Raw genomic sequence first — 18,013 nt, forward strand, 5'->3', positions numbered from 1 at the left:
CCGGGCCCACCGCCACCGGGATCCATCGATGACCATTTCCCGGTTACTGCCCTTCTCGGTCCTTCGCGCAACCGCGGGCCCGGCGGCGATGGCTGGTATCGCACAGCGGGTAGCTACCGGATCGTTTGCAGGTGCACAGTGCCACCAGGAAACGGTCGGCGAGTATCTCGTCCCCGTTCGGTGCGACCACTTCCACGGGGCCCTCGATGAGTGCCGGGCCCTCCGCGGTGAACGTGATCCGCCGGGTCTTCGGCTCCACGGCATGCCCCACCGGTCCGGCTGCCGCGCCGGGGGCCGGGGTGGGGGCCGGGGCGTTCGGTGGCGTATCGCGGATGTCCTCGGTGCGTCGGAACGCGGCCAGCAGTTCGTCGGGGCCGGGTGGTTCGTCAGCGGGTTCGGTCGGCACGGATGACCACCAGTTCCTCGTGTTCCTGTTCGGGCTGGATCAGGCAGCGGTCCCGCAGCCAATCGACGCGACCGCGCATCACCGGCCCGAAGGGCACGACAGTGCGCGCCACGACGGTCGCCTTCAACCCGCCCGCCCGCAACCTGGTCAATGTAGCGGCGATCCCGGAGACCGCGGAGTGCACGATCAATGCGGTCCCGCCGGATCCGAGCAGGTGCGGCATCATCTCGCACAGCGGATCGAGTAGATGCCGGCCGTGCCAGCCCGCGTCCCAGGCGCGGGCCGGGCCGACCTCGGGTGGGTGCGTCGCACTCGGCACATACGGCGGGTTTGCTACCACCACGTCGAAGGTGCGGCCCTGGACTACCCGGGTGACATCGCCACACAACAGTTCCAGCCGCACTCCGTAGAGACGGCTGTTGAACCAGGCCGAGGCCAGTGCGGCACGTGACAGATCCACCGCTGTCACCGCGGCCGCCCCGGACCGTGCGGCGTGGATCGCCAGTGCTCCGGTCCCGGTGCACGCGTCGAGCACCCGCGCGCCCCCGGGTAGCGCGGCATCGGTCATCGCCCGCGCCAGCAGCCTGGTATCCGGCTGCGGGCGGTAGACGCCGGGGACACGGACCAGCACCGGGCTCACCGGTCCGGCACCCGCAGTGAGCTCTCGCCCGCGCGCCAGCGGTCGAGTACCGTATCGGCCCATCGGTCTTCGAGAAGATCGGTCGCCTGGATCCCGAAGACGACCGATTCGGCCAGGCCGGGTTCGCCGGCCAGTAGATCGTCGAGGACATCGCGGCGCACCACCTGCTCGTGCACTGCGTCCGCGGTGACGTGTTCGCTGTAGAACCGTACGCAGTCGGGGTGTGCGGAGAAGCGGCGCAGCGCCTCGACCATCCGCCGGGAGGCCGGTGACGAAGTGATCTCGACCGCCGCGAAATGCCCGATGATCGCACCACGTAACGACCGGTGCAGACCGAACAGCGACATCATGTCGACCAGTGCGAGCATGGGAGCGGGCACTACATCCAGATAGTGCAGATAACCGTCGTCGAGCCCGGCGCCGCGCATCAGGTCGGCGTAGAGGCGGGCGTGGATGCGGTCGCCGTGCCCACCGCCGAATTCGTCGTATTCGATCGCCACCAGTGCTGCCTTCGCGCGGCCGCGCAGCCGCGGGATCACCCAGGCCACCGGGTCGGCTTCCTTGTGGTGATAGATCGAGCGGTGGACGAAATACTCGCGCATCTGCCACCAGGTACCGGCATCGCCCAGCAGGCCCGGTATACCGCCTGAGACGGGCACGGTGAGCAACCGGTCCAGTTCGGCTGTCACGTCGTCACCACCGGGTACCGCGGCCCGCAGCGCGCGGAGGAACCTGTGTTCGAGCCGGGCGCGCAGTCCCAGCAGCCCGGGATCCCACTCCCAGTCCGGATCCACGCCCCGGAAACCCTGATAGTGCAGTTCGTAACAGGTGTGCAGGGTGAGCTGGAAATCGTCGCCGTACGGATCGAGATCGGCGGGGGGTTCGGGTACCGGGCTGCCCGGTACGCCCGGTAGTAGTTCGGTGAGGGCTGCCGAGAGCGGCCCTCGGGGCAACGGGAGCGGCAGCGCGTGGACGGCCGCCGGGCTCGGGGACAGCGTGTCGACCATGGTTCGCCTTTCGCAGCAGGCATCGAGTATCGGATCCCTGGGGCGGGCAGCGGCGAGCTGCTCGTAGTCCGGCCGATCCCGTGGTCGGAGCGGCCGAAACGGAACCTCCGCACCCTCGGCCGGACCGGTTCGCCCCGGCCGTTCGCCTATCCGCAATAACCGGTGGGACCGAGGATAAACCTTTCTGCCCGGCCCTCGGTCCCCGTCCGGGCCGAGACCGCACGGTCGCGCGGCGGTGTACAGCATGGGCCGACCGTGCCAGAATGGTTTCCAGGTTGAGAACATGCAGCCGATCCCGGTACCGCGTATCTCTCGGTGCCCGGGCTCGACGAGCGGGAATCGCTCCCGTTCCGATATCCGCCCGCAGTGCGTACGCCAACCGGAAATCCCCACCAGTAGGACGGGATTGATATGTCGGTTACCGCCGCTTCGTATCAGGTCGATCAACACCGCCGCCGTGATCGACGGCAATCGGCCACCGATCGTCTGTGGTCGAGCCGCAGCACCGAACACCCCGACTGCGTGATCGCGCGGGTCGAAGGGGAACTGGACGCGGTGCTGCACGATGAATTGCGCACGGTGCTCGGCCGGTGCCGTTCGATGCTGTGCCGAGTGGTGGTGCTGGATCTGCGTGCCACCACGTTCATGAGCATCCGGGCCGCCGCTGTACTCGCCGACGCCAAGGCCGACGCCTGGCGCGGCGGGGTCGAACTCCGGGTGGTGAGCGGACGCAAGGAAGTGGAACGGGCACTCGAAGTCGCCGGAGTGCGGCCGCAGTTCCGGTACTTTCCGAGCTTGCCGGCCGCGCTCGCGGATTGATCGCCCGCCGTCACTGGTAGCTCGCTCCCGGCCGTCGCGACGGCCGGGAGCGAGTCGCTTTCCGCGGCGGAAACGTCGATACTCGAGCCTGTGACCCGAGAGGACGGCGTTGTCGCCGACGAACTGGACGACGAACTACTGGATTCGATCGCCGGCGTATCGCAGTGCGCCGGGGCCTTCCGGTTCTGGTTCGCCGAGCAACGCTGGGAGTGGTCGGAGGCGGTCGCGCAGATGCACGGCTATCCGCCCGAACCGATGACCCCCAGTACCGAACTGCTGCTCGGCCACAAACACCCCGACGACCGCGCCCAGGTGGCGAACGCATTGGCGAAATCGGTGGCCGAGGTGCAGCCCTTCTGCAGCAGGCATCGCATTGTGGATCTCGAGGGCAACACCCGGCCGGTGATCGTGGTGGCCGATGTCATGACCGACGAGGACGGCGCGGTGGTCGGTTGCGCCGGCTACTACGTGGATCTGACCGAGACGCTTGCCGAGGAGCGCGAGGAGACCCTGCAGGACACCCTGCCCGGGCTCTATGCCGCACGTGCGGTGATCGAACAGGCCAAAGGTGCGTTGATGCTGGTCTACGGGATCAGCGCCGACCAGGCGTTCCGGGTGCTGATCTGGCGCTCCCAGGAGTCCAACGTCAAACTCCGGCTGCTGGCGGAGCGATTGGTGGCCGAACTCGGCACGCTCGAACATGCCGCGCCCACGCTGCGCACCGAATTCGACCATCTGCTGCTGACCCTGCACGAGCGGATCGACCACACCTGAACTGGGTGGTGTTTCGGAGATTCCGGCCGGGGTATGTGCGCATGTGACAATCAGGCCGATATCCGAGAAGGACGAATCGCGGCGTCGGGTCACGGGCACGACGGGGCCCAGCGGGCGCCCTCCGCCCGCCGGGCGCGGACGGTAGGAACGAGGTGGTGGTGCGCATGGCGGAGAGTGTCTCCGAGTCCGTGTATACGACATCGGCGGATACGACCGTGGGCGTGCGGATCCCGGCTCGGCAGGAACAGTTGGTGATGCTGCGGGCGCTGGCCGAGACCGTATCGCTGATCGCCGACTTCGGTCTGGACGAAGTGACCGATATCCGGCTCGCGCTCGACGAAGTGGCCACTTCGCTGATTGCGGCCGCCGTTCCCGATTCGAGTCTGACCTGCGACTTCGATTACGACGAGCATCGCATGACAGTGCGCGTAACCTCGATCTCGGAGGTCGATTCGCTCCGGGACCAGGAGGGGTTCGGCTGGCATATCGTGCGGACGTTGACCCGCTCGGTCAGCGTGGTACAGCACCCCTACGACGTGGCGAGTGGTGGTTACCCGACCGATGTCGAGTTCAGCTGGTTCCGAGGAGGCGCCGATGGCGGATGAAGGGCCGCGGGCCGACCCCGGACCTTCGCGTCGCCATCGTGGCAACGACAGTTACGACAATATCGAGCCCTTGTTCGGGAAGCTCGCCGCCCTTCCCGAGGGCGATCCGGCCGGTGCGGACCTGCGCGGCGAGATCATGCGGCGGTGTCTGCCGCTGGCCGAACATATCGCCCGCAAATTCTCCGGCCGTGGTGAGAACTACGACGATCTCCTCCAGGTGGCCCGGCTGGGGCTGGTGAACGCGGTGGATCGGTTCGATGTCTCGCGTGGTTCGTCGTTCCTCTCCTTCGCCGTCCCCACCATCATGGGTGAGGTCCGCCGGCACTTCCGGGACAACACCTGGTCGGTCCGGGTGCCGCGGCGGGTCAAGGAACTCCAGCTGAATCTGGGCCCCACCATCGAGATCCTGTCGCAACGGCTGGGGCGGGTGCCGCGCGCCAAGGAGATCGCCGCGGAACTCGATATCGATGTGGTGGAAGTGACGCAGGCGCTCATCGCGGGCAACGCCTACCAGGCGTCCTCACTGGACGCACCCGCCGCCGCCGGGGACGACGGCGAGAGTTCGGCGTTACCGCTGGTGGAGTCGCTGGGGTCGGAGGAACCGTCCTACGGTTGGCTGGAGGACTACCTCGCGATCGAACCGCTACTGGGCGAGTTGTCCGATCGGGAGCGTCATGTCCTGCGGATGCGGTTCTTCGAATCCCGCACCCAGTCGCAGATCGCCGAGGAACTCGGGGTCTCCCAGATGCATATCTCGCGGATTCTGTCCCGCACGCTCGGCTGGCTGCGCGACCAGGCGTTGCGTGATTGATCCGCCCGGCCCGCCGCCGGGTGTCCGGAGTCAGTGTGCGGCGGCCGGGTCCGGGTGGCCGGTCGGCGTGCGGGAGAGAACGCCGCGGACGTAAGCGGCCTGGCCCGCGTGCTGGAGGTCGTCGGCTATCACGCTGACCAGCCGTACTCCCATGGTCACGGGTGGATCCCAGTTCGTGTCGACGACCGCGTCGAGATCCCGGTCGCGCAGCGCCGCCAGGAAGCGGAGCGTCTGCGTGTGCACGGCGTCGTGGTACCCGGTCAGCAGTTCCGGCGGCGCGCTGATCAGCGCCACCTCACCGGGCGTATCGCCGTAACCGGTGGCGTCCCGGTCGATCGGTAGATCGAAACGCTCGTACCAGCCGCGACCCGTCCACAGCGATTCCCTGTCCTGGAGTTCGGCCAGATGTTCGTCCTGCACCCGGGTGAGATGCCAGACCAGCCAGGCGATGGTGTTGGCGCCCGGGTCGAGTCGGTGGTTCAGCGCGTCCGCGTCGAGTCCGTCCACCGCCTCGTGGACCACCTCGCGGATCCGGTCGAAGGCGTCGGTGAGTATCTCGGCACTGTTCATTTCTGTCTCCATCGCTGCTGGGGGCGGCACGGCCGGGACGGGTGCCGCGGACTGTCGTCCGGTTTCGGGCGCAGTACCACGGCGCGCGTCCGGCAAACGCGGTCGTCCCGAACCCGGCCGGCCCAAAAATAGAACATGTTCTTGCCGTGCCGGGGCCACCGTGCCATGGTGACTCCATGGATCTGCAGGCACTCGAACAACTCCGCGGTCTCAAGTACCGGTACTTCCGCACCCTGGACCTGAAGCAGTGGGACGATTTCGCCGCCACGCTGGATCCGGAGATCGAAGCCCGCTACGGCACGCACGCGATGGGTAAGGAACTCACCCTCGACGGTCGCGACGCGGTGGTGGGGTTCATGCGCGAGAACATGGGTCCCGGCCTCGTCACCACCCATGTGGCCAATCATCCGGAGATCACCGTCGACGGTGATACCGCGACCGGTAGCTGGCTGTTCGAGGACACCGTGCTCGCGACCGAGTTCGGGGTGCTCATCCGGGGCGCCGGGTACTACACCGACCGATACCGCCGTGACGCGGACGGTATCTGGCGGATCCGCGCGACCTCCTACGTGCGGATCTACGAATCCTCGCAGTCGCTGTCCGATACCCCCAGCCACCGGCTGCTCAGCAATATGTGGGCGGCCGGGAAGAGCTGAGCCCGCTCAGGGGACGAGGACCGCGCGGCCCCGGATCCGGCCCTGCTCGAGGAGTTCGTAGGCGTGCGCGCCGTCCGCCAGAGCGAACTGCTGGGTGTGCGCGGTGATCCGGCCCTCCCGGGCCAGCGCGATACTGTCGATGAGATCGCGTTTGGTACCGCCGTAGGATTTGCGGACCGTAGCTCCCCACGGCAGGCCGGGGCCGCCCGCCGCGCCCGCGGTGATCCCCGGATTCCCGTCGCCCAGCCCGATCATCCGGTACGCCCCGTTGGGTCCCACCGATTCGACCGAGAGTTTCGCGGTCGCGTCCACACCGACGAAATCGAATACCGCCTCCGCGCCGCGACCGTCGGTCATGGCGAGGATCTCGGCCGCGGTGTCCGCATCCGCGGCCAGCCCGATGTGCGCACCGCATTCCGCCGCCAGTTCGAGCTTGTCCGGATCGGTGTCCACCGCGATCACCCGTACCGGGGTGATCGCGCGCAGGATCTGGATGCCGATATGGCCGAGCCCCCCGGCGCCGATCACTACGGCAGTCGCTCCGGGGTAGAGCTGATCACGTGCGCCGCGAACGGCGTGGTAGCTGGTCAGCGCGGCGTCGGCCAGCGGTGCGGCGGCCACGAAATCCATATCGCCGATCGGGACGAAGGAACCGGCCGGTACGACGACGTATTCGGCCATGCCGCCGTCGGGGCCGAGGCCGGGGCAGGGTGGCATGGCGACCCGTCCGGCGGCCCGGCACACGTTCTCGTTACCGGCGGCGCATTCGGGGCAGTGTCCACACGACCAGCACAGGTAGATCACTCCGCGTTCCCCGGCCAGGCGTCCGGCGACCTGTTCGCCCACGGCGGCGATGGTGCCCGCGATCTCATGGCCGAGTATCAGTGGTTCTTCGCGGACCTTGAACGGCAGATGGAGAACATGCAGATCGGAATGGCAGATCCCGGAGGCGCCGACGCGGATCAGGAGTTCACCCGGCCCGGGTTCGGGCGTCGGGACCTCGCGTAACTCGAGAGTGCCGGGTTCGGTGAGTTGTAGCGCTCTCATGGGTGACCTCCCGCTCCGGCCGACTATGGCGTGCCTCACAAACTAGGCCGCCGCTCGGTCGGCTGACAAGAGTCGATTTTTATTGACACATGTCAAATGCCGCCCTAGGGTCCATGTGACCGGTATCACCGACGGTGTCGGTACCGCATCGCGCAGTGCTCCAGGAGGTCGTATGTCACAGCCCACCGTCGCTGTCATCGGAGCCGGTATCAGCGGCCTGACCACCGGAAAGATGCTGGGCGACTACGGTATTCCGTACACCTGCTTCGAGGCCTCCGATCGCATCGGCGGGAACTGGGCGTTCGGCAATCCGAACGGCCACTCGAGTGCCTACCGCTCACTGCATATCGACACCTCGAAATACCAGCTCTCCTTCCGGGACTATCCGATGCCGGAGAGCTATCCCGACTTCCCGCACCACAGCCTCATCAAGGAGTATCTCGAAGGCTATGCCGCGGCCTTCGACCTGAAACAGGCCATCGAATTCGGGAATCCGGTCGAGCACGCCCGGCCGCTGGCGGGCGGCGGCTGGGAGATCGCGACCGGGTCCGGCGGGACGTGCCGCTTCGATCTGCTCGTCGTGGCCAACGGGCACCACTGGGACCCGCGCTTCCCGGACTTCCCCGGGGAGTTCACCGGCGAATCCATCCACTCCCACGCCTATATCGACCCGCGCACGCCGCTCGACCTCCACGGCAAACGCATCCTGATCGTCGGTATCGGAAACAGTGCCGCCGATATCGCCGTCGAATTATCCTCGCGCAGTACGGAAAACGAGGTGTGGTTGTCCACTCGATCGAGCGCGTGGGTGGTGCCGAAATACTTCGCCGGTACCCCGGCCGACCGATATTTCCGCACGGTGCCCTATGTGCCGTTGTCCTGGCAGCGCAAGATCACCCAGTTCTTCACACCGTTCGTTTCGGGTGACCCGGTCAAGTACGGGCTGCCCGCACCGAATCACAAATTCTTCGAGGCCCACCCCACCCAATCCGTCGAGCTGCCGCTGCGACTCGGTTCCAGCGATATCGTCGCGAAAGCGAATATCAGCCGGTTGGACGGCGCCACAGTGCATTTCGAGGACGGGACGGCGAAGGATTTCGACGTCATCGTCTACTGCACGGGCTACAACATCACCTTCCCGTTCTTCGATCCGGAGTTCCTCAGCGCCCCGGACAACCGGATCTCGCTGTACAAACGCATTTTCGCGCCCGGTATCGACGATCTCGCCTTCGTGGGATTCGCGCAGCCGTTCCCCACTCTCTTTCCCTTCGTCGAATGCCAGGCGCGCCTGGTGGCCGCGTACGCGGCCGGGCACTACCGGCCGCCGCCGCCGGAGACGATGCGCCGGATCATCGCGGCCGATCAGCAGCGGTTCACCGGTCATGTGGTGGACCGGCCCCGGCATACTCAGCAGCTGGACTATTGGGTCTACGAACGCGATCTGCGGCTCGCCGAACTGCCCGCCGGGCTGCGGCGGGCCCGCGCGCAGGGGCCGGTACCGGTGGGGCGGGCCGGATGACCACCCGGTCGCGAACCGACCGCCGGGCACCGCAGCGCGGCGATCAACGGCGCGACGCCCTGCTGGCGGCGCTGGACGAACTGCTGCGCGATAACGGCGGTCAGCTCGAAACCGTGAATATCGCCGAGATCTCGCGGCGCGCCGGGCTGACCCGATCCGCTTTCTACTTCTACTTCGAGAACAAGGCGGCGGCGGTCGCGGCGGCGCTGGAGCAGACCTACGAGGAAGTCTTCGCGGTCAACGACATCCTCGTCGGAAACGGGGCGCCCGCGGAACGTATCGAACGGACCATTCGCGGGCTCATCGAGTTCTGGGACCGCAACCGCCATCTCTACAGCGCGGTGCTGGCCGCGCGCAGCTCCGCACCGGGCGTGCGCGATATGTGGGAAACCGATCGGCAGGCCTTCATTCCGTCCATCGTGGCCATGATCGAATCCGAACGCGCCGCCGGTCGCGCCCCGGCCGGTGGTGATGCCACCGCCCTGGCCGATGTACTGCTGCTGCTCAACGAGCGCCTGCTCGAACGGCTGACCCTCGCCACCGGACTGGATCGCGAGCGCTATATCGAATCGGTGGTCACCGTCTGGCTGCGGTCGATCTACGGCACCGACCCGGACCCCGCCGTACCCACCACTGCGAGGAAAGACTCATGACTCTGCGTGCCACTCCGGAACCGGCGGCCCCCGCCGAGCCCGCCACCGTGACCTTCCGTTCCGGCGACGAAGACTGTCACGCCTGGCATTTCCCGGCCGTATCCGCCGATCTCGCCGGCCCGGCGGGTCGTCCGGTCGCGGTCATGGCACACGGTTTCGGGGGGACCAAGGATTCCGGTCTGGCACCGTTCGCGCGCGCCTATGCGGCCGCCGGGATCGACGTCCTGGCCTTCGACTTCCGGTATTTCGGCGCGAGCGGGGGCAGGCCGCGGCAGCGGGTGCGGATGGCCGAGCAGCTGGCCGACTACCGGGCCGCCGTGCTGGCCGCCGCCCGGCTGCCCGGCGTGGATCCGCACCGGGTGGTGCTGTGGGGTGTTTCGCTGTCCGGCGGCCATGTCTTCGCCGGTGGCGCCGCCGCGAGCGCCACCGCACCGGACGCGGCGGCGGTCCGGGCCGCTGTCGCCGCGATCGTCTCGGTCACCCCGCTGGTGGACGGGCGCGCGGCGGGTGCGCTGGCCGTCCGGGAGGGCGGTATCGCCGGGGTACTGCGCGGCACACTCGGTGCGGCCCGGGCCGGGCTGGCCGGCGCGACCGGTGGTTCCGGGCTCATCCCGCTCGTCGGCCGGCCGGGGGAGGTCGCGGCGCTGACTTCGGAGGGTTACTACGAGTCCTACCGGGCACTGGCCGGGCCCACCTGGCGTAACGAGATCGATCCGAGTGTGCTGCTGCAGCTCTCGGGCTACCGGCCCGTTCGCGCCGCCGCCGCGCTGAACCTGCCCGTGCTGGTGCAGATCGCCGATTTCGACCGCGGCGCGCCGCCGTACGCCGCGGCCAGGGCGGCGTTCGCGGCGCGCGCCGAGGTGCGCCACTACCCGTGCGATCACTTCGGGGTATGGCCGGGGAATCCGTTCTTCGAGCCCGCGGTCGCGCATCAGCTGCTCTTCCTGCGCCGGCATCTCGCGGTGGAATCCGGCGGGGCACGATCTTCGGCCGGGAGTCACCGATAACGGTTCCGCGGCGTGGTGAGCCCGTTCACCCGGAGCTCCGCCGGCGGCCGCGCCCGGAGCCGGGTCGTGTGGAGGCAGCCCGGACCTGTGCGTACCGGAAAATCCACGATGACCTCGCCGCCGCGGAAATATCGGCCTGAGCGGCGGCGCCCCGCCTGCGGTAGCGTCGGCGGCACCCGCCGACGGTGTGCGGCAGCACAAATTGCAGGCAGATAACACCAGTTGTGAACGGCCTTACGTTCGTGACGATTCGGCATATTGTCGTGCGGGTAATACCTGGGGTCGGCGGTGGTTGTCGCGGCTGCCGGCCACTGAGCGATACACAGGAGCAGAATGAGTGCCAAAACTGAACTCGTCCGCGAACTGAACGGACCCACCGCAGCCTCGGAAATGCTGTCCGATCAGGAGATCGAGGATTTGCTCGGCTTGTTCCGCAGTGCCCAGCAGCAGGAGAAGGAGCTGCTCATCGAGGCGGTCAACGGAATGATCCGATTCTTCCCACCACCTTTCCGGGGGATCACCCGCCGGATCATGTTCGGGGACAAACTCGAAGGATGAGCGATCTGGTCACCCGCGCGCAGATGATCCTGCTGGCGCGCACGCTGCACGTACCTGTCGAACGTATCGCCTATCTCGAACGCCTCGGAGCCGAACACCTGCACGAACTCGAACAGCGGATCTCGGGCCGGATCTACGAGTTCCACGGCGATATGTTCAAACGGATCGGGCGATTGATCCCGATCATCCCACTCACGGTTTCGCTGCCCCTGGTCCAGCGGATCGTGCCTCCCATGATGACCGGCCGCGCGGCCGGAGCCGTCGGGGTGGAATATCCGGATGCCGCCGCCGAGACGCTCACCATGCTCAAAACGGGGTACGCCGCGGACTGCACCCCGTATGTGGACCCCAAGGCGCTCGGTGAGCTGGGCGACATCATGGCCTCCGAGCCGCTGGTCGCGATCGTGAACGAGGTCCTGCGCCGCCGGGACCACATCACCGTCGGACCGTTTCTCGAATATGCCAAACCGAAATTCGTCGAGGCGGTAGAGCACGGAACCCTCGACGACGAGGGCATCATCTTCTCCGCCGCCTACGCTTATTCCGCGTCGGCCATCAGCAACGTACTGCGCCAGTTGCTGGACGGCCGGTCGAAGCGAATTCCGCGGATGATGGAGACGGTACTGGCCGGTTCACCGGAGTTGCAGGAAGCATCGATCTCGGTGATGTCGCGTGCCGAAAACGATGTGGTCTCCCAGATCGGCGATATCCTGCTGTCCCTGGCCACCGCGGAATCACTGGGCAAACTGGCCGCCCGCACCATCCAGAAGGGTGCGGCGCCGGAACTGATGACGTTCGTATCCAAGCTCAGCCGGCCGGGGCTGCAGCGGATGGCGATGAATCCGATCTTCGCGAACACCGCCGCGCTCAACGCGATCGTCGAATCTCTCGTCATCGCGTTCCACCCCGGGCCGTGGCGCGGTCTGCTGGTGCTGGCCGAACGCTGTCATCCCGATGTGCAGCGCTATATCGTCGGCCTGATCGCGCGGATGCCGGTGGAGCGGATCGCCGAACTCCCGTCGGTCGCCAATGCCGATGATCTGTGGCCGGAACTGCTGCGGCTGGTCGCGGTCGCCGATCACCCCTCGCAGCGCCGGATCGGCGCGATCTGGGTGGGTCTGCCGGCCGAGCGGCGGGCCGGGCTGCACCGGCGGATCGCCGAGCTGCGGCTGGACACCCGGCTGACCGGAATCGTCGAGGAAGTGCCCAACATCTCGGTGGAGGAGGTGTTCTACCAGCGGCGGCGCCGCGGGCGCCGGCGCAGCTCGACCCCCGATAGCTGGAGTGTCGCCTGAACGATCCGATGTTGCCCGCCGGCCGCCGCTCCGGATCCTGTTTTGGCGCGTCTACGGTGGTTGCGGCCCACAGCACGGAAAATTCGGTTACCTTCGTGTAGGTCTCTGATTTCGCTCGGAATTTGCTATCCCTCGCCGGATGCGGCGGCAAATCGACGAAAAGAGGTCGCACGAGATGAGCAACGGACAGTTCCTCCATCGGATACGCCGTATGGCTGTTCTCACCGGTATCGCGGCGGCCGCGCTGGCGCCCACAGCGCCCGCGCTGGCCGAACCGCTGTGGCCGAACGGGCCGAACGTACCCGGAGCACCGGCCGTCATCCCGACCCAGGCGCCGTGCTCGACGGCGGCCCGGGCCTGCCTGCGCCTGTCCAGTAACGAGGTCTGGCTGATGGACAACGGCAAGGTCGCCTACGGGCCGACTCCGATGTCCCACGGTATGCAGGGGTTCGAGACCCCACCCGGTGTCTTCCAGGTCGCCTTCAAAGAGCTGTACCACTGGAGCACTATGCACAACGCTCCGATGCACTACGCGGTCTTCTTCAACGGCGATATCGCCTTCCATATCGGCCCGGTGGAGCACAAGTCGCACGGTTGTATCCGGCTGACCGAACCCGGTGCCGTCGCGGTCTACCACTATCTGAACCCGGGTGATGTGGTCGAGGTCGTGCCCTGACCTCCGGTGACCCGTCCGGCCCGCCACCCGCCGGGGTACGGGCCGGACGGCGACCCGGTCCCCGGACCGCGCATCCGGTTTCGTAGGCTTGTCCCATGTGGATCATCGTGGCTGTCGCCGTCGTCAGTTGTGTGCTCATCGCGATCGGCTTCGCGCTCGGTCTGCCGGACTGAGGACACACCTTCCGTGCGTGACCGCCCGTCCGTTCCGCTCGGATGGGCCGTAACACGCCACCCCGGGTAGCGCGGTCAGTCGGTGCTGTCCCCGGTCTTCTCCGCCGCTTCCGGAGCGGGACGGTCGACCGCAACGGGGCGCAGCAGTGCCCACGCCACGAAGGCGGCGGCGACCACCACCAGGGCCACGCCGGCCCACAGGTTCACATTGATACCGCCGGTCTTGGCTTCCTCGGCGAGGGTGTCGTGGACGAGGCCGGTGATCACCAGGATGATGCCGTAGAGGCCCAGCAGGCTGCCCACGATGGTGCGGATATCGAAGAACACGATGGTTGTCCTATCCGATGACGATATTGAGGACGATCACGAGTACCAGCGCGATACCCGCCAGCAGTACCGGGCGCTGATACCAGGGCAGGGTGGCGGCCTCGGGGTCGGTGCGCAGTTCGCGCGGTGTCTCCGAATACACCAGCCCGACCAGTTCGGACGCCGGTTTCGGCGCGGTCACCAGGGTCACGGCCACGCTGACCAGGATATCCACGACGAAGGCCGCGCCGGCCGCGACGAAACTGACACCCTGACCCGATAGCGAGATCACCTCCGTCTGGTTCAGCACGAAGATGACGATCGCCACCGCGGTACCCGATACCAAGCCCGTCCAACCGGCCGTCGGCGTCATCCGTTTCCAGAACATGCCGAGGATGAACGTGGCGAACAGTGGCGCGTTGAAGAAACTGAACAGCGTCTGCAGGTAGTCCATGATGTTGCTGAACCCACCGGCGATGAACGCGGTGAAGATGGCGGCGATGGTGGCGCCCACGGTCGCCAGCCGGCCCACTCGCAGGTAGTAGCCGTCGGATTTGTCCTTGACCACGTACTGCTGCCACAGATCGATACTGAACACCGTGTTGAACGCGGAGACGTTCGCCGCCATACCGGCCATGAACGCGGCCAGCAGCCCGGCCAGGCCGACCCCCAGCAGGCCGTTGGGCAGCACTTCCTTCATCAGATAGAGCAGCGCCTGGTTATAGGTGACATCGCTCTGCACATCCGGGTTCGCGGTGACGGCCTCTTTGTAATCGGCCATCTGCGGAACCAGGACCGCGCTGATCATCCCGGGGATGATCACGATCAGCGGGATGAATATCTTCGGGTAGGCGCCGATGATCGGGGTGCGACGCGCGGCCGCGATGGAATGGGTGGCCAGGGCGCGCTGCACCTCGACGAAGTTGGTGGTCCAGTAGCCGAAGGAGAGAACGAAACCGAGGCCGAACACGATGCCGAGGATCGACAGGAAATCGTTCGCGAAACCCGACAGGGCGTTACCCGGCCAGGAGTCCAGCTGTTCGGCGCCGCCGGGTGAGGCGGCGACCCGGTCCTGTAGGCCGGACCAGCCGCCGACCCGGTGCAGGCCGATCAGAGTCAGCGGGAGCAGGGCGGCGACGATGACGAAGAACTGCAGCACCTCGTTGTAGATCGCCGCCGAGAGACCGCCGAGCGTGATGTAGGACAGCACGATCACCGCTGCCACGATGACCGAGACCCACAGTGGCCAGCCCAGCAGGACATTGACGATGGTGCCGAGCAGATAGAGGTTGACACCGGCGATGAGCACCTGGGCGACTGCGAAACTGAGCGCGTTCACCAGATGCGCACCGGTGCCGAAGCGGCGCCGCATGAACTCCGGGACACTGCGCACTTTCGACCCGTAGTAGAAGGGCATCATCACCACGCCCAGGAAGAGCATGGCCGGGACCGCACCGATCCAGAAGTAGTGGAAGGCGGGGAAACCGTATTCGGCGCCGTTGGCCGACATCCCCATGATCTCGACCGCACCGAGGTTCGCGGAGATGAACGCCAGCCCGGTGACCCAGGCCGGTAGCGATCGCCCGGACAGGAAGAAATCCATACTCGACGAGACCCGTTGTCTGGCCAGCAGACCGATCCCCAGGACGAAGACGAAATAGAGGGCGACGATCGCGTAGTCGACCGGCTGCGCGTCGAGCCGCAGCACCTCGCCTTCCGCGAACAATGAAACGACCTCGTGGGATAGCTCGTGCTGCGACATACGACGTTCTCCTCGAAGCGGTCCCGGACAACCGCGCGCAGCTCGCCTCATCGCGCTACCCCGATGGCTGGCCGCACTACCAGACCGGCTCTGGCGAATCAAACGTACCGTGCGGGAGGACCGGCGGGGTGGTGTCGGACGGAATCGGGCGTGTCCGTCGGTATCGGTCCCGGTGAGCGGACATCGCCCGACTGCGCGCCTCGTTGTGCGGGCGCAGGGTCTCGTGCGCTCTGCCCGGTATTGGTACCATGGAGAGCGGCGCATCCAAACACATTGTGCGCCAGGGAGTTTCGGAAGATCCCTGGCGCCCCTGTGGTGTGCGCGGGTTTCGTGGTCACCGAAGTAGGGGTCGCCGTGATTGTACGCGTGCAGAGCACCGAGTTGTCCGGCGTACAGCGCTTCGTACGAAGACTGCTCACCGAATGGGGCCCGGGTACCGGCCGGGTGGGCGGCGTGGCCCTGCTCGGTTCGCCGCTACCGCGATCGCGTCGGCGGTCCGCCCCGGCCACCGACCTGCTGGTCTGGACTCCGCACGGCTGCACCCTGGTGGTGCTGGCCGATTTCGGATCGGTCCAGCACGGGGTACTGACCACCGGGCCCACCGGCCGCTGGCTGGTCGGCGACGGTGCCGCGGATCTGCGCACCGGGAAGTCCACGCCGAACCCGATTCTGCGCGGGCGCAGGATACGCAACGATCTGTCCGCGCTCTTCCGGCGGCACGGGCTGTCCGAATACATCGATGTACTCGTGGTGCTGATCCCCAAGACGGGCTCGCGGATCAGCTGGACCCCGCCGCCTCCGGACGACGGTATCGAGACCATCCTGGTCCGCATCGGTGCCGCGGCGGACTTGGCCGGGTATTTCGAGCGGTCGGCGGTGGGCGGTGTCCGCTGGCGCGGTGCGGATATCGAGCGTGCCTTCGAGGCCCTGGGGGTTTCCCGGGATCTCCCCGGCGCCGACGAGCTGGCGAACGAGGGGTTCGTTCCGGAGCCGGGCCGCGTCGCCGGGTTCGGCACGGCCGGGCACGAATTGTCCGGGGCGCCGGTCGTATCCGCGGATCCGGGTATCGCCGTCGCACCGCCGGAGGTATCGGAACGTCATGCCGGTTCCCGGTATCGGGAACAGCGGAGCGCCGCCGGCGCCCGCGCGGTGGCGTCGGATGCGGCCACGCGAACCCCGGCGGCGGCGGCGGTGATCGCATCGGGGCCGGCCGGGACAGGTACGCCCGGGTCGGCGACGGTGACCGAAATGGATACGCCGGCAGCGCCGCGCGGCGATATCGCGGGGAGCGGACCGGAGCGGGCCGGCGACCCCACGGTGGCGGAGTCGCGAGAGGTGCACCGGCCACCGGAGCCGGATTCCCGTGCAGCGCACGCCGGGCAGCAGACGCGGCTCGAATCTTCCACTGCCGCGGAATACGCGGGCGGCCCGGAACACGCCGGGCAGGCCGCGGTGGGCGAGGAACGGTGGCATCCGGCTCGGGAGCCCGGATATCCGGACGATCCGGAACCGAGGCGCGGTTCGGCCCGGTACCTGGCATTTTCAGCGCTACGCGGGCGGTTCGGCGGTGGTATCGATCGGCGGGGGGCTACGCCCGAGCCGGAACACGGTGGTGGCGGGCGCCGGAGTGCGGCGAACGGGCTCGGTGTACCGGCCGTGGGGGAGGCGCCGCCACCCGCATCCGGTGGGTCGCAGGTGGACCCGGACATCCATCGGGAAGATCCCGTCGCGGCGACCCCGGCCGCCGTGAATCGCCTGGATCCGGACCCTCACGACACACCCGATTCCGTTCGCGTACCTCGGGGCTCCGCCGGTGTTCCGGCCGGGATGCGTCGTGTGCTCGCCGGGGCCCGGGAGGTCCCGGCCCGGGCCCGCCGTGTCGTGGCGGCCCCGCGGCCGGCAGCCCGGCCGCCCCGGGAACCGCTGCCCTACGGTCGGCCCGCGCGCCGCGGGAAAGATCTGCGGTACCCGCTGGCGCTGGGAACCGCCGGGATCGTACTCGCGGCCGTCGCGGCGACGGTCTTCGCGGCGTCCGGTTTCGCCCGGTTCGAGGTGACCGAATACGGTGCGCTGTGTGGGGGCGGCGAGGGGAATCCGGCCGCGGCGCCGTATTCGGCGGCCGGCCCCAGCCCGGTCTACCTCGGTGGCGACCTGCCCGAGTACACCGCGTTCGAGCCCTCCGCGGTGTGGCGCCCGATCGACCCGGGTGCGGTCCAGCTCGTCGCGTGTATAGCCCAGGAGCGTCGTGGCGAACTCGTGCACACCTGCCAGTACCCGCCCGGACCGGGACAGCCGGTGGGCCGCACCCTCAACCTGTTCACCGCGGTCTATCGCCTCACACTCTTCGAAGCCCGCACCGGCAACCAGCTGGCCGCGATACCGATCACCGGTGACCAGTTCGGCGCGGATCCCGCGATCGTGGAACCGGATTCGTGCCGCGCCGCCACCGGTGCACCCGAGGACGGGTTACCGGGCCGCCGGCACAGCCGACCGTCGCAGCAGCAGATCGAACAGGCCCTCACCCCGTTCGTGGCGCCGGCAGCACAACGGATCCGGGCCGCGCGGTAAGCCTTTCCGGGCTGCTCGCCGGGCGCTCCGCACTCCGGACACCGCAGGACGCGGCGGGTTCGTAGCACCGGCCGGCCGTTCTCGTGCCGAACTGCGGGCAGGCGCCCTCGAAGCCGTTAGGCTCGGGGCACCCGCCGTTCCTCGCCGCGCCGTATCGGTGC

General features: G+C 67.8%; 19 protein-coding genes. 12 read left to right on the top strand and 7 right to left on the bottom strand.

Annotation, left to right across the window (positions count from 1 at the left end):
* Positions 1 to 43: 43 nt before the first annotated feature.
* Genes ACWEWT_RS30055 through ACWEWT_RS30065 form a run of 3 tightly spaced genes read right to left on the bottom strand, consistent with a single transcriptional unit; the run spans position 44 to position 2,053 of the window.
* Positions 44 to 406 carry a CDGSH iron-sulfur domain-containing protein gene (locus tag ACWEWT_RS30055; RefSeq protein ID WP_452564014.1) on the bottom strand — a complete coding sequence of 121 codons (363 nt, stop codon included), beginning with the start codon at positions 404 to 406 and terminating at the stop codon, positions 44 to 46.
* Positions 387 to 1,046, bottom strand: coding sequence for a HemK2/MTQ2 family protein methyltransferase (locus ACWEWT_RS30060; protein ID WP_452564016.1), 660 nt, complete (start codon positions 1,044 to 1,046; stop codon positions 387 to 389). The genes ACWEWT_RS30055 and ACWEWT_RS30060 overlap by 20 nt, the downstream gene beginning before the upstream one ends.
* Complete coding sequence (locus tag ACWEWT_RS30065) at positions 1,043 to 2,053, bottom strand: iron-containing redox enzyme family protein (RefSeq protein WP_452564018.1); 1,011 nt, start codon at positions 2,051 to 2,053, stop codon at positions 1,043 to 1,045. Before ACWEWT_RS30065 ends, ACWEWT_RS30060 begins: the two co-directional genes overlap by 4 nt.
* A 411-nt stretch (positions 2,054 to 2,464) precedes the next feature.
* On the opposite strand from ACWEWT_RS30065, the gene ACWEWT_RS30070 reads away from it, so the two are divergent.
* The 4 genes from ACWEWT_RS30070 to ACWEWT_RS30085 all read left to right on the top strand — a co-directional run bounded on the left by ACWEWT_RS30070 (position 2,465) and on the right by ACWEWT_RS30085 (position 5,062).
* Positions 2,465 to 2,872, top strand: a complete 408-nt coding sequence (locus ACWEWT_RS30070) for an STAS domain-containing protein (RefSeq protein WP_452564020.1) — start codon at positions 2,465 to 2,467, stop codon at positions 2,870 to 2,872.
* Positions 2,873 to 2,962: 90 nt separating this feature from the next.
* The gene (locus ACWEWT_RS30075) at positions 2,963 to 3,646 is read left to right on the top strand and encodes a PAS and ANTAR domain-containing protein (RefSeq protein ID WP_452564022.1); all 684 of its coding nucleotides are present in this window, start codon (positions 2,963 to 2,965) and stop codon (positions 3,644 to 3,646) included.
* A gap of 164 nt (positions 3,647 to 3,810) precedes the next feature.
* Positions 3,811 to 4,251, top strand: a complete 441-nt coding sequence (locus tag ACWEWT_RS30080) for an ATP-binding protein (protein WP_452564023.1) — start codon at positions 3,811 to 3,813, stop codon at positions 4,249 to 4,251.
* Complete coding sequence (locus ACWEWT_RS30085) at positions 4,241 to 5,062, top strand: SigB/SigF/SigG family RNA polymerase sigma factor (RefSeq protein WP_452564024.1); 822 nt, start codon at positions 4,241 to 4,243, stop codon at positions 5,060 to 5,062. The genes ACWEWT_RS30080 and ACWEWT_RS30085 overlap by 11 nt, the downstream gene beginning before the upstream one ends.
* 30 nt (positions 5,063 to 5,092) lie before the next feature.
* Here the strand turns inward: ACWEWT_RS30085 and ACWEWT_RS30090 are convergent, their stop codons facing one another.
* Positions 5,093 to 5,632 carry a mycothiol transferase gene (locus tag ACWEWT_RS30090; protein ID WP_452564026.1) on the bottom strand — a complete coding sequence of 180 codons (540 nt, stop codon included), beginning with the start codon at positions 5,630 to 5,632 and terminating at the stop codon, positions 5,093 to 5,095.
* A 176-nt stretch (positions 5,633 to 5,808) separates the two neighbouring features.
* Here ACWEWT_RS30090 and ACWEWT_RS30095 point away from each other — a divergent pair, with 176 nt between their 5' ends.
* A complete protein-coding gene (locus ACWEWT_RS30095; protein WP_452564027.1) occupies positions 5,809 to 6,288 on the top strand; it encodes a nuclear transport factor 2 family protein in 480 nt (159 codons plus the stop codon).
* A gap of 6 nt (positions 6,289 to 6,294) precedes the next feature.
* On the opposite strand, the gene ACWEWT_RS30100 is transcribed toward ACWEWT_RS30095, so the two are convergent.
* On the bottom strand, positions 6,295 to 7,335 hold the full coding sequence (locus tag ACWEWT_RS30100; RefSeq protein WP_452564029.1) for an NAD(P)-dependent alcohol dehydrogenase: 1,041 nt from the start codon (positions 7,333 to 7,335) through the stop codon (positions 6,295 to 6,297).
* 172 nt (positions 7,336 to 7,507) lie between these two features.
* Between ACWEWT_RS30100 and ACWEWT_RS30105 the strand changes: the two genes are divergently transcribed.
* From ACWEWT_RS30105 to ACWEWT_RS30130, 6 genes are all read left to right on the top strand, one after another.
* Positions 7,508 to 8,854 carry a flavin-containing monooxygenase gene (locus ACWEWT_RS30105; protein WP_452564031.1) on the top strand — a complete coding sequence of 449 codons (1,347 nt, stop codon included), beginning with the start codon at positions 7,508 to 7,510 and terminating at the stop codon, positions 8,852 to 8,854.
* On the top strand, positions 8,851 to 9,507 hold the full coding sequence (locus ACWEWT_RS30110; RefSeq protein WP_452564033.1) for a TetR/AcrR family transcriptional regulator: 657 nt from the start codon (positions 8,851 to 8,853) through the stop codon (positions 9,505 to 9,507). The genes ACWEWT_RS30105 and ACWEWT_RS30110 overlap by 4 nt, the downstream gene beginning before the upstream one ends.
* On the top strand, positions 9,504 to 10,514 hold the full coding sequence (locus tag ACWEWT_RS30115; RefSeq protein ID WP_452564034.1) for an alpha/beta hydrolase: 1,011 nt from the start codon (positions 9,504 to 9,506) through the stop codon (positions 10,512 to 10,514). The genes ACWEWT_RS30110 and ACWEWT_RS30115 overlap by 4 nt, the downstream gene beginning before the upstream one ends.
* A gap of 333 nt (positions 10,515 to 10,847) precedes the next feature.
* Complete coding sequence (locus ACWEWT_RS30120; RefSeq protein ID WP_452564036.1) at positions 10,848 to 11,072, top strand: hypothetical protein; 225 nt, start codon at positions 10,848 to 10,850, stop codon at positions 11,070 to 11,072.
* On the top strand, positions 11,069 to 12,367 hold the full coding sequence (locus ACWEWT_RS30125; protein ID WP_452564038.1) for a hypothetical protein: 1,299 nt from the start codon (positions 11,069 to 11,071) through the stop codon (positions 12,365 to 12,367). Before ACWEWT_RS30120 ends, ACWEWT_RS30125 begins: the two co-directional genes overlap by 4 nt.
* Positions 12,368 to 12,578: 211 nt before the next feature.
* Positions 12,579 to 13,043, top strand: a complete 465-nt coding sequence (locus ACWEWT_RS30130) for a L,D-transpeptidase (RefSeq protein WP_452564040.1) — start codon at positions 12,579 to 12,581, stop codon at positions 13,041 to 13,043.
* A 248-nt stretch (positions 13,044 to 13,291) separates the two neighbouring features.
* Here the strand turns inward: ACWEWT_RS30130 and ACWEWT_RS30135 are convergent, their stop codons facing one another.
* Both ACWEWT_RS30135 and ACWEWT_RS30140 read right to left on the bottom strand, forming a co-directional pair.
* Positions 13,292 to 13,543, bottom strand: a complete 252-nt coding sequence (locus ACWEWT_RS30135; RefSeq protein ID WP_452564042.1) for a hypothetical protein — start codon at positions 13,541 to 13,543, stop codon at positions 13,292 to 13,294.
* 10 nt (positions 13,544 to 13,553) lie between these two features.
* The gene (locus ACWEWT_RS30140) at positions 13,554 to 15,284 is read right to left on the bottom strand and encodes a sodium:solute symporter family protein (protein ID WP_452564044.1); all 1,731 of its coding nucleotides are present in this window, start codon (positions 15,282 to 15,284) and stop codon (positions 13,554 to 13,556) included.
* 354 nt (positions 15,285 to 15,638) lie between these two features.
* On the opposite strand from ACWEWT_RS30140, the gene ACWEWT_RS30145 reads away from it, so the two are divergent.
* Positions 15,639 to 17,852, top strand: a complete 2,214-nt coding sequence (locus ACWEWT_RS30145; RefSeq protein WP_452564046.1) for a hypothetical protein — start codon at positions 15,639 to 15,641, stop codon at positions 17,850 to 17,852.
* Positions 17,853 to 18,013 lie beyond the last annotated feature (161 nt).

The organism is Nocardia sp. NPDC003963, assembly GCF_053605105.1.

What these genes read in the sequence shown, in the direction of transcription:
- ACWEWT_RS30065 (WP_452564018.1), bottom strand. Translation starts at nt 2,053, where the DNA reads ATGGTCGACACGCTGTCCCCGAGCCCGGCGGCCGTCCACGCGCTGCCG.
- ACWEWT_RS30070 (WP_452564020.1), top strand. Translation starts at nt 2,465, where the DNA reads ATGTCGGTTACCGCCGCTTCGTATCAGGTCGATCAACACCGCCGCCGT.
- ACWEWT_RS30080 (WP_452564023.1), top strand. Translation starts at nt 3,811, where the DNA reads ATGGCGGAGAGTGTCTCCGAGTCCGTGTATACGACATCGGCGGATACG.
- ACWEWT_RS30085 (WP_452564024.1), top strand. Translation starts at nt 4,241, where the DNA reads ATGGCGGATGAAGGGCCGCGGGCCGACCCCGGACCTTCGCGTCGCCAT.
- ACWEWT_RS30090 (WP_452564026.1), bottom strand. Translation starts at nt 5,632, where the DNA reads ATGAACAGTGCCGAGATACTCACCGACGCCTTCGACCGGATCCGCGAG.
- ACWEWT_RS30095 (WP_452564027.1), top strand. Translation starts at nt 5,809, where the DNA reads ATGGATCTGCAGGCACTCGAACAACTCCGCGGTCTCAAGTACCGGTAC.
- ACWEWT_RS30100 (WP_452564029.1), bottom strand. Translation starts at nt 7,335, where the DNA reads ATGAGAGCGCTACAACTCACCGAACCCGGCACTCTCGAGTTACGCGAG.
- ACWEWT_RS30105 (WP_452564031.1), top strand. Translation starts at nt 7,508, where the DNA reads ATGTCACAGCCCACCGTCGCTGTCATCGGAGCCGGTATCAGCGGCCTG.
- ACWEWT_RS30110 (WP_452564033.1), top strand. Translation starts at nt 8,851, where the DNA reads ATGACCACCCGGTCGCGAACCGACCGCCGGGCACCGCAGCGCGGCGAT.
- ACWEWT_RS30115 (WP_452564034.1), top strand. Translation starts at nt 9,504, where the DNA reads ATGACTCTGCGTGCCACTCCGGAACCGGCGGCCCCCGCCGAGCCCGCC.
- ACWEWT_RS30120 (WP_452564036.1), top strand. Translation starts at nt 10,848, where the DNA reads ATGAGTGCCAAAACTGAACTCGTCCGCGAACTGAACGGACCCACCGCA.
- ACWEWT_RS30125 (WP_452564038.1), top strand. Translation starts at nt 11,069, where the DNA reads ATGAGCGATCTGGTCACCCGCGCGCAGATGATCCTGCTGGCGCGCACG.
- ACWEWT_RS30130 (WP_452564040.1), top strand. Translation starts at nt 12,579, where the DNA reads ATGGCTGTTCTCACCGGTATCGCGGCGGCCGCGCTGGCGCCCACAGCG.
- ACWEWT_RS30140 (WP_452564044.1), bottom strand. Translation starts at nt 15,284, where the DNA reads ATGTCGCAGCACGAGCTATCCCACGAGGTCGTTTCATTGTTCGCGGAA.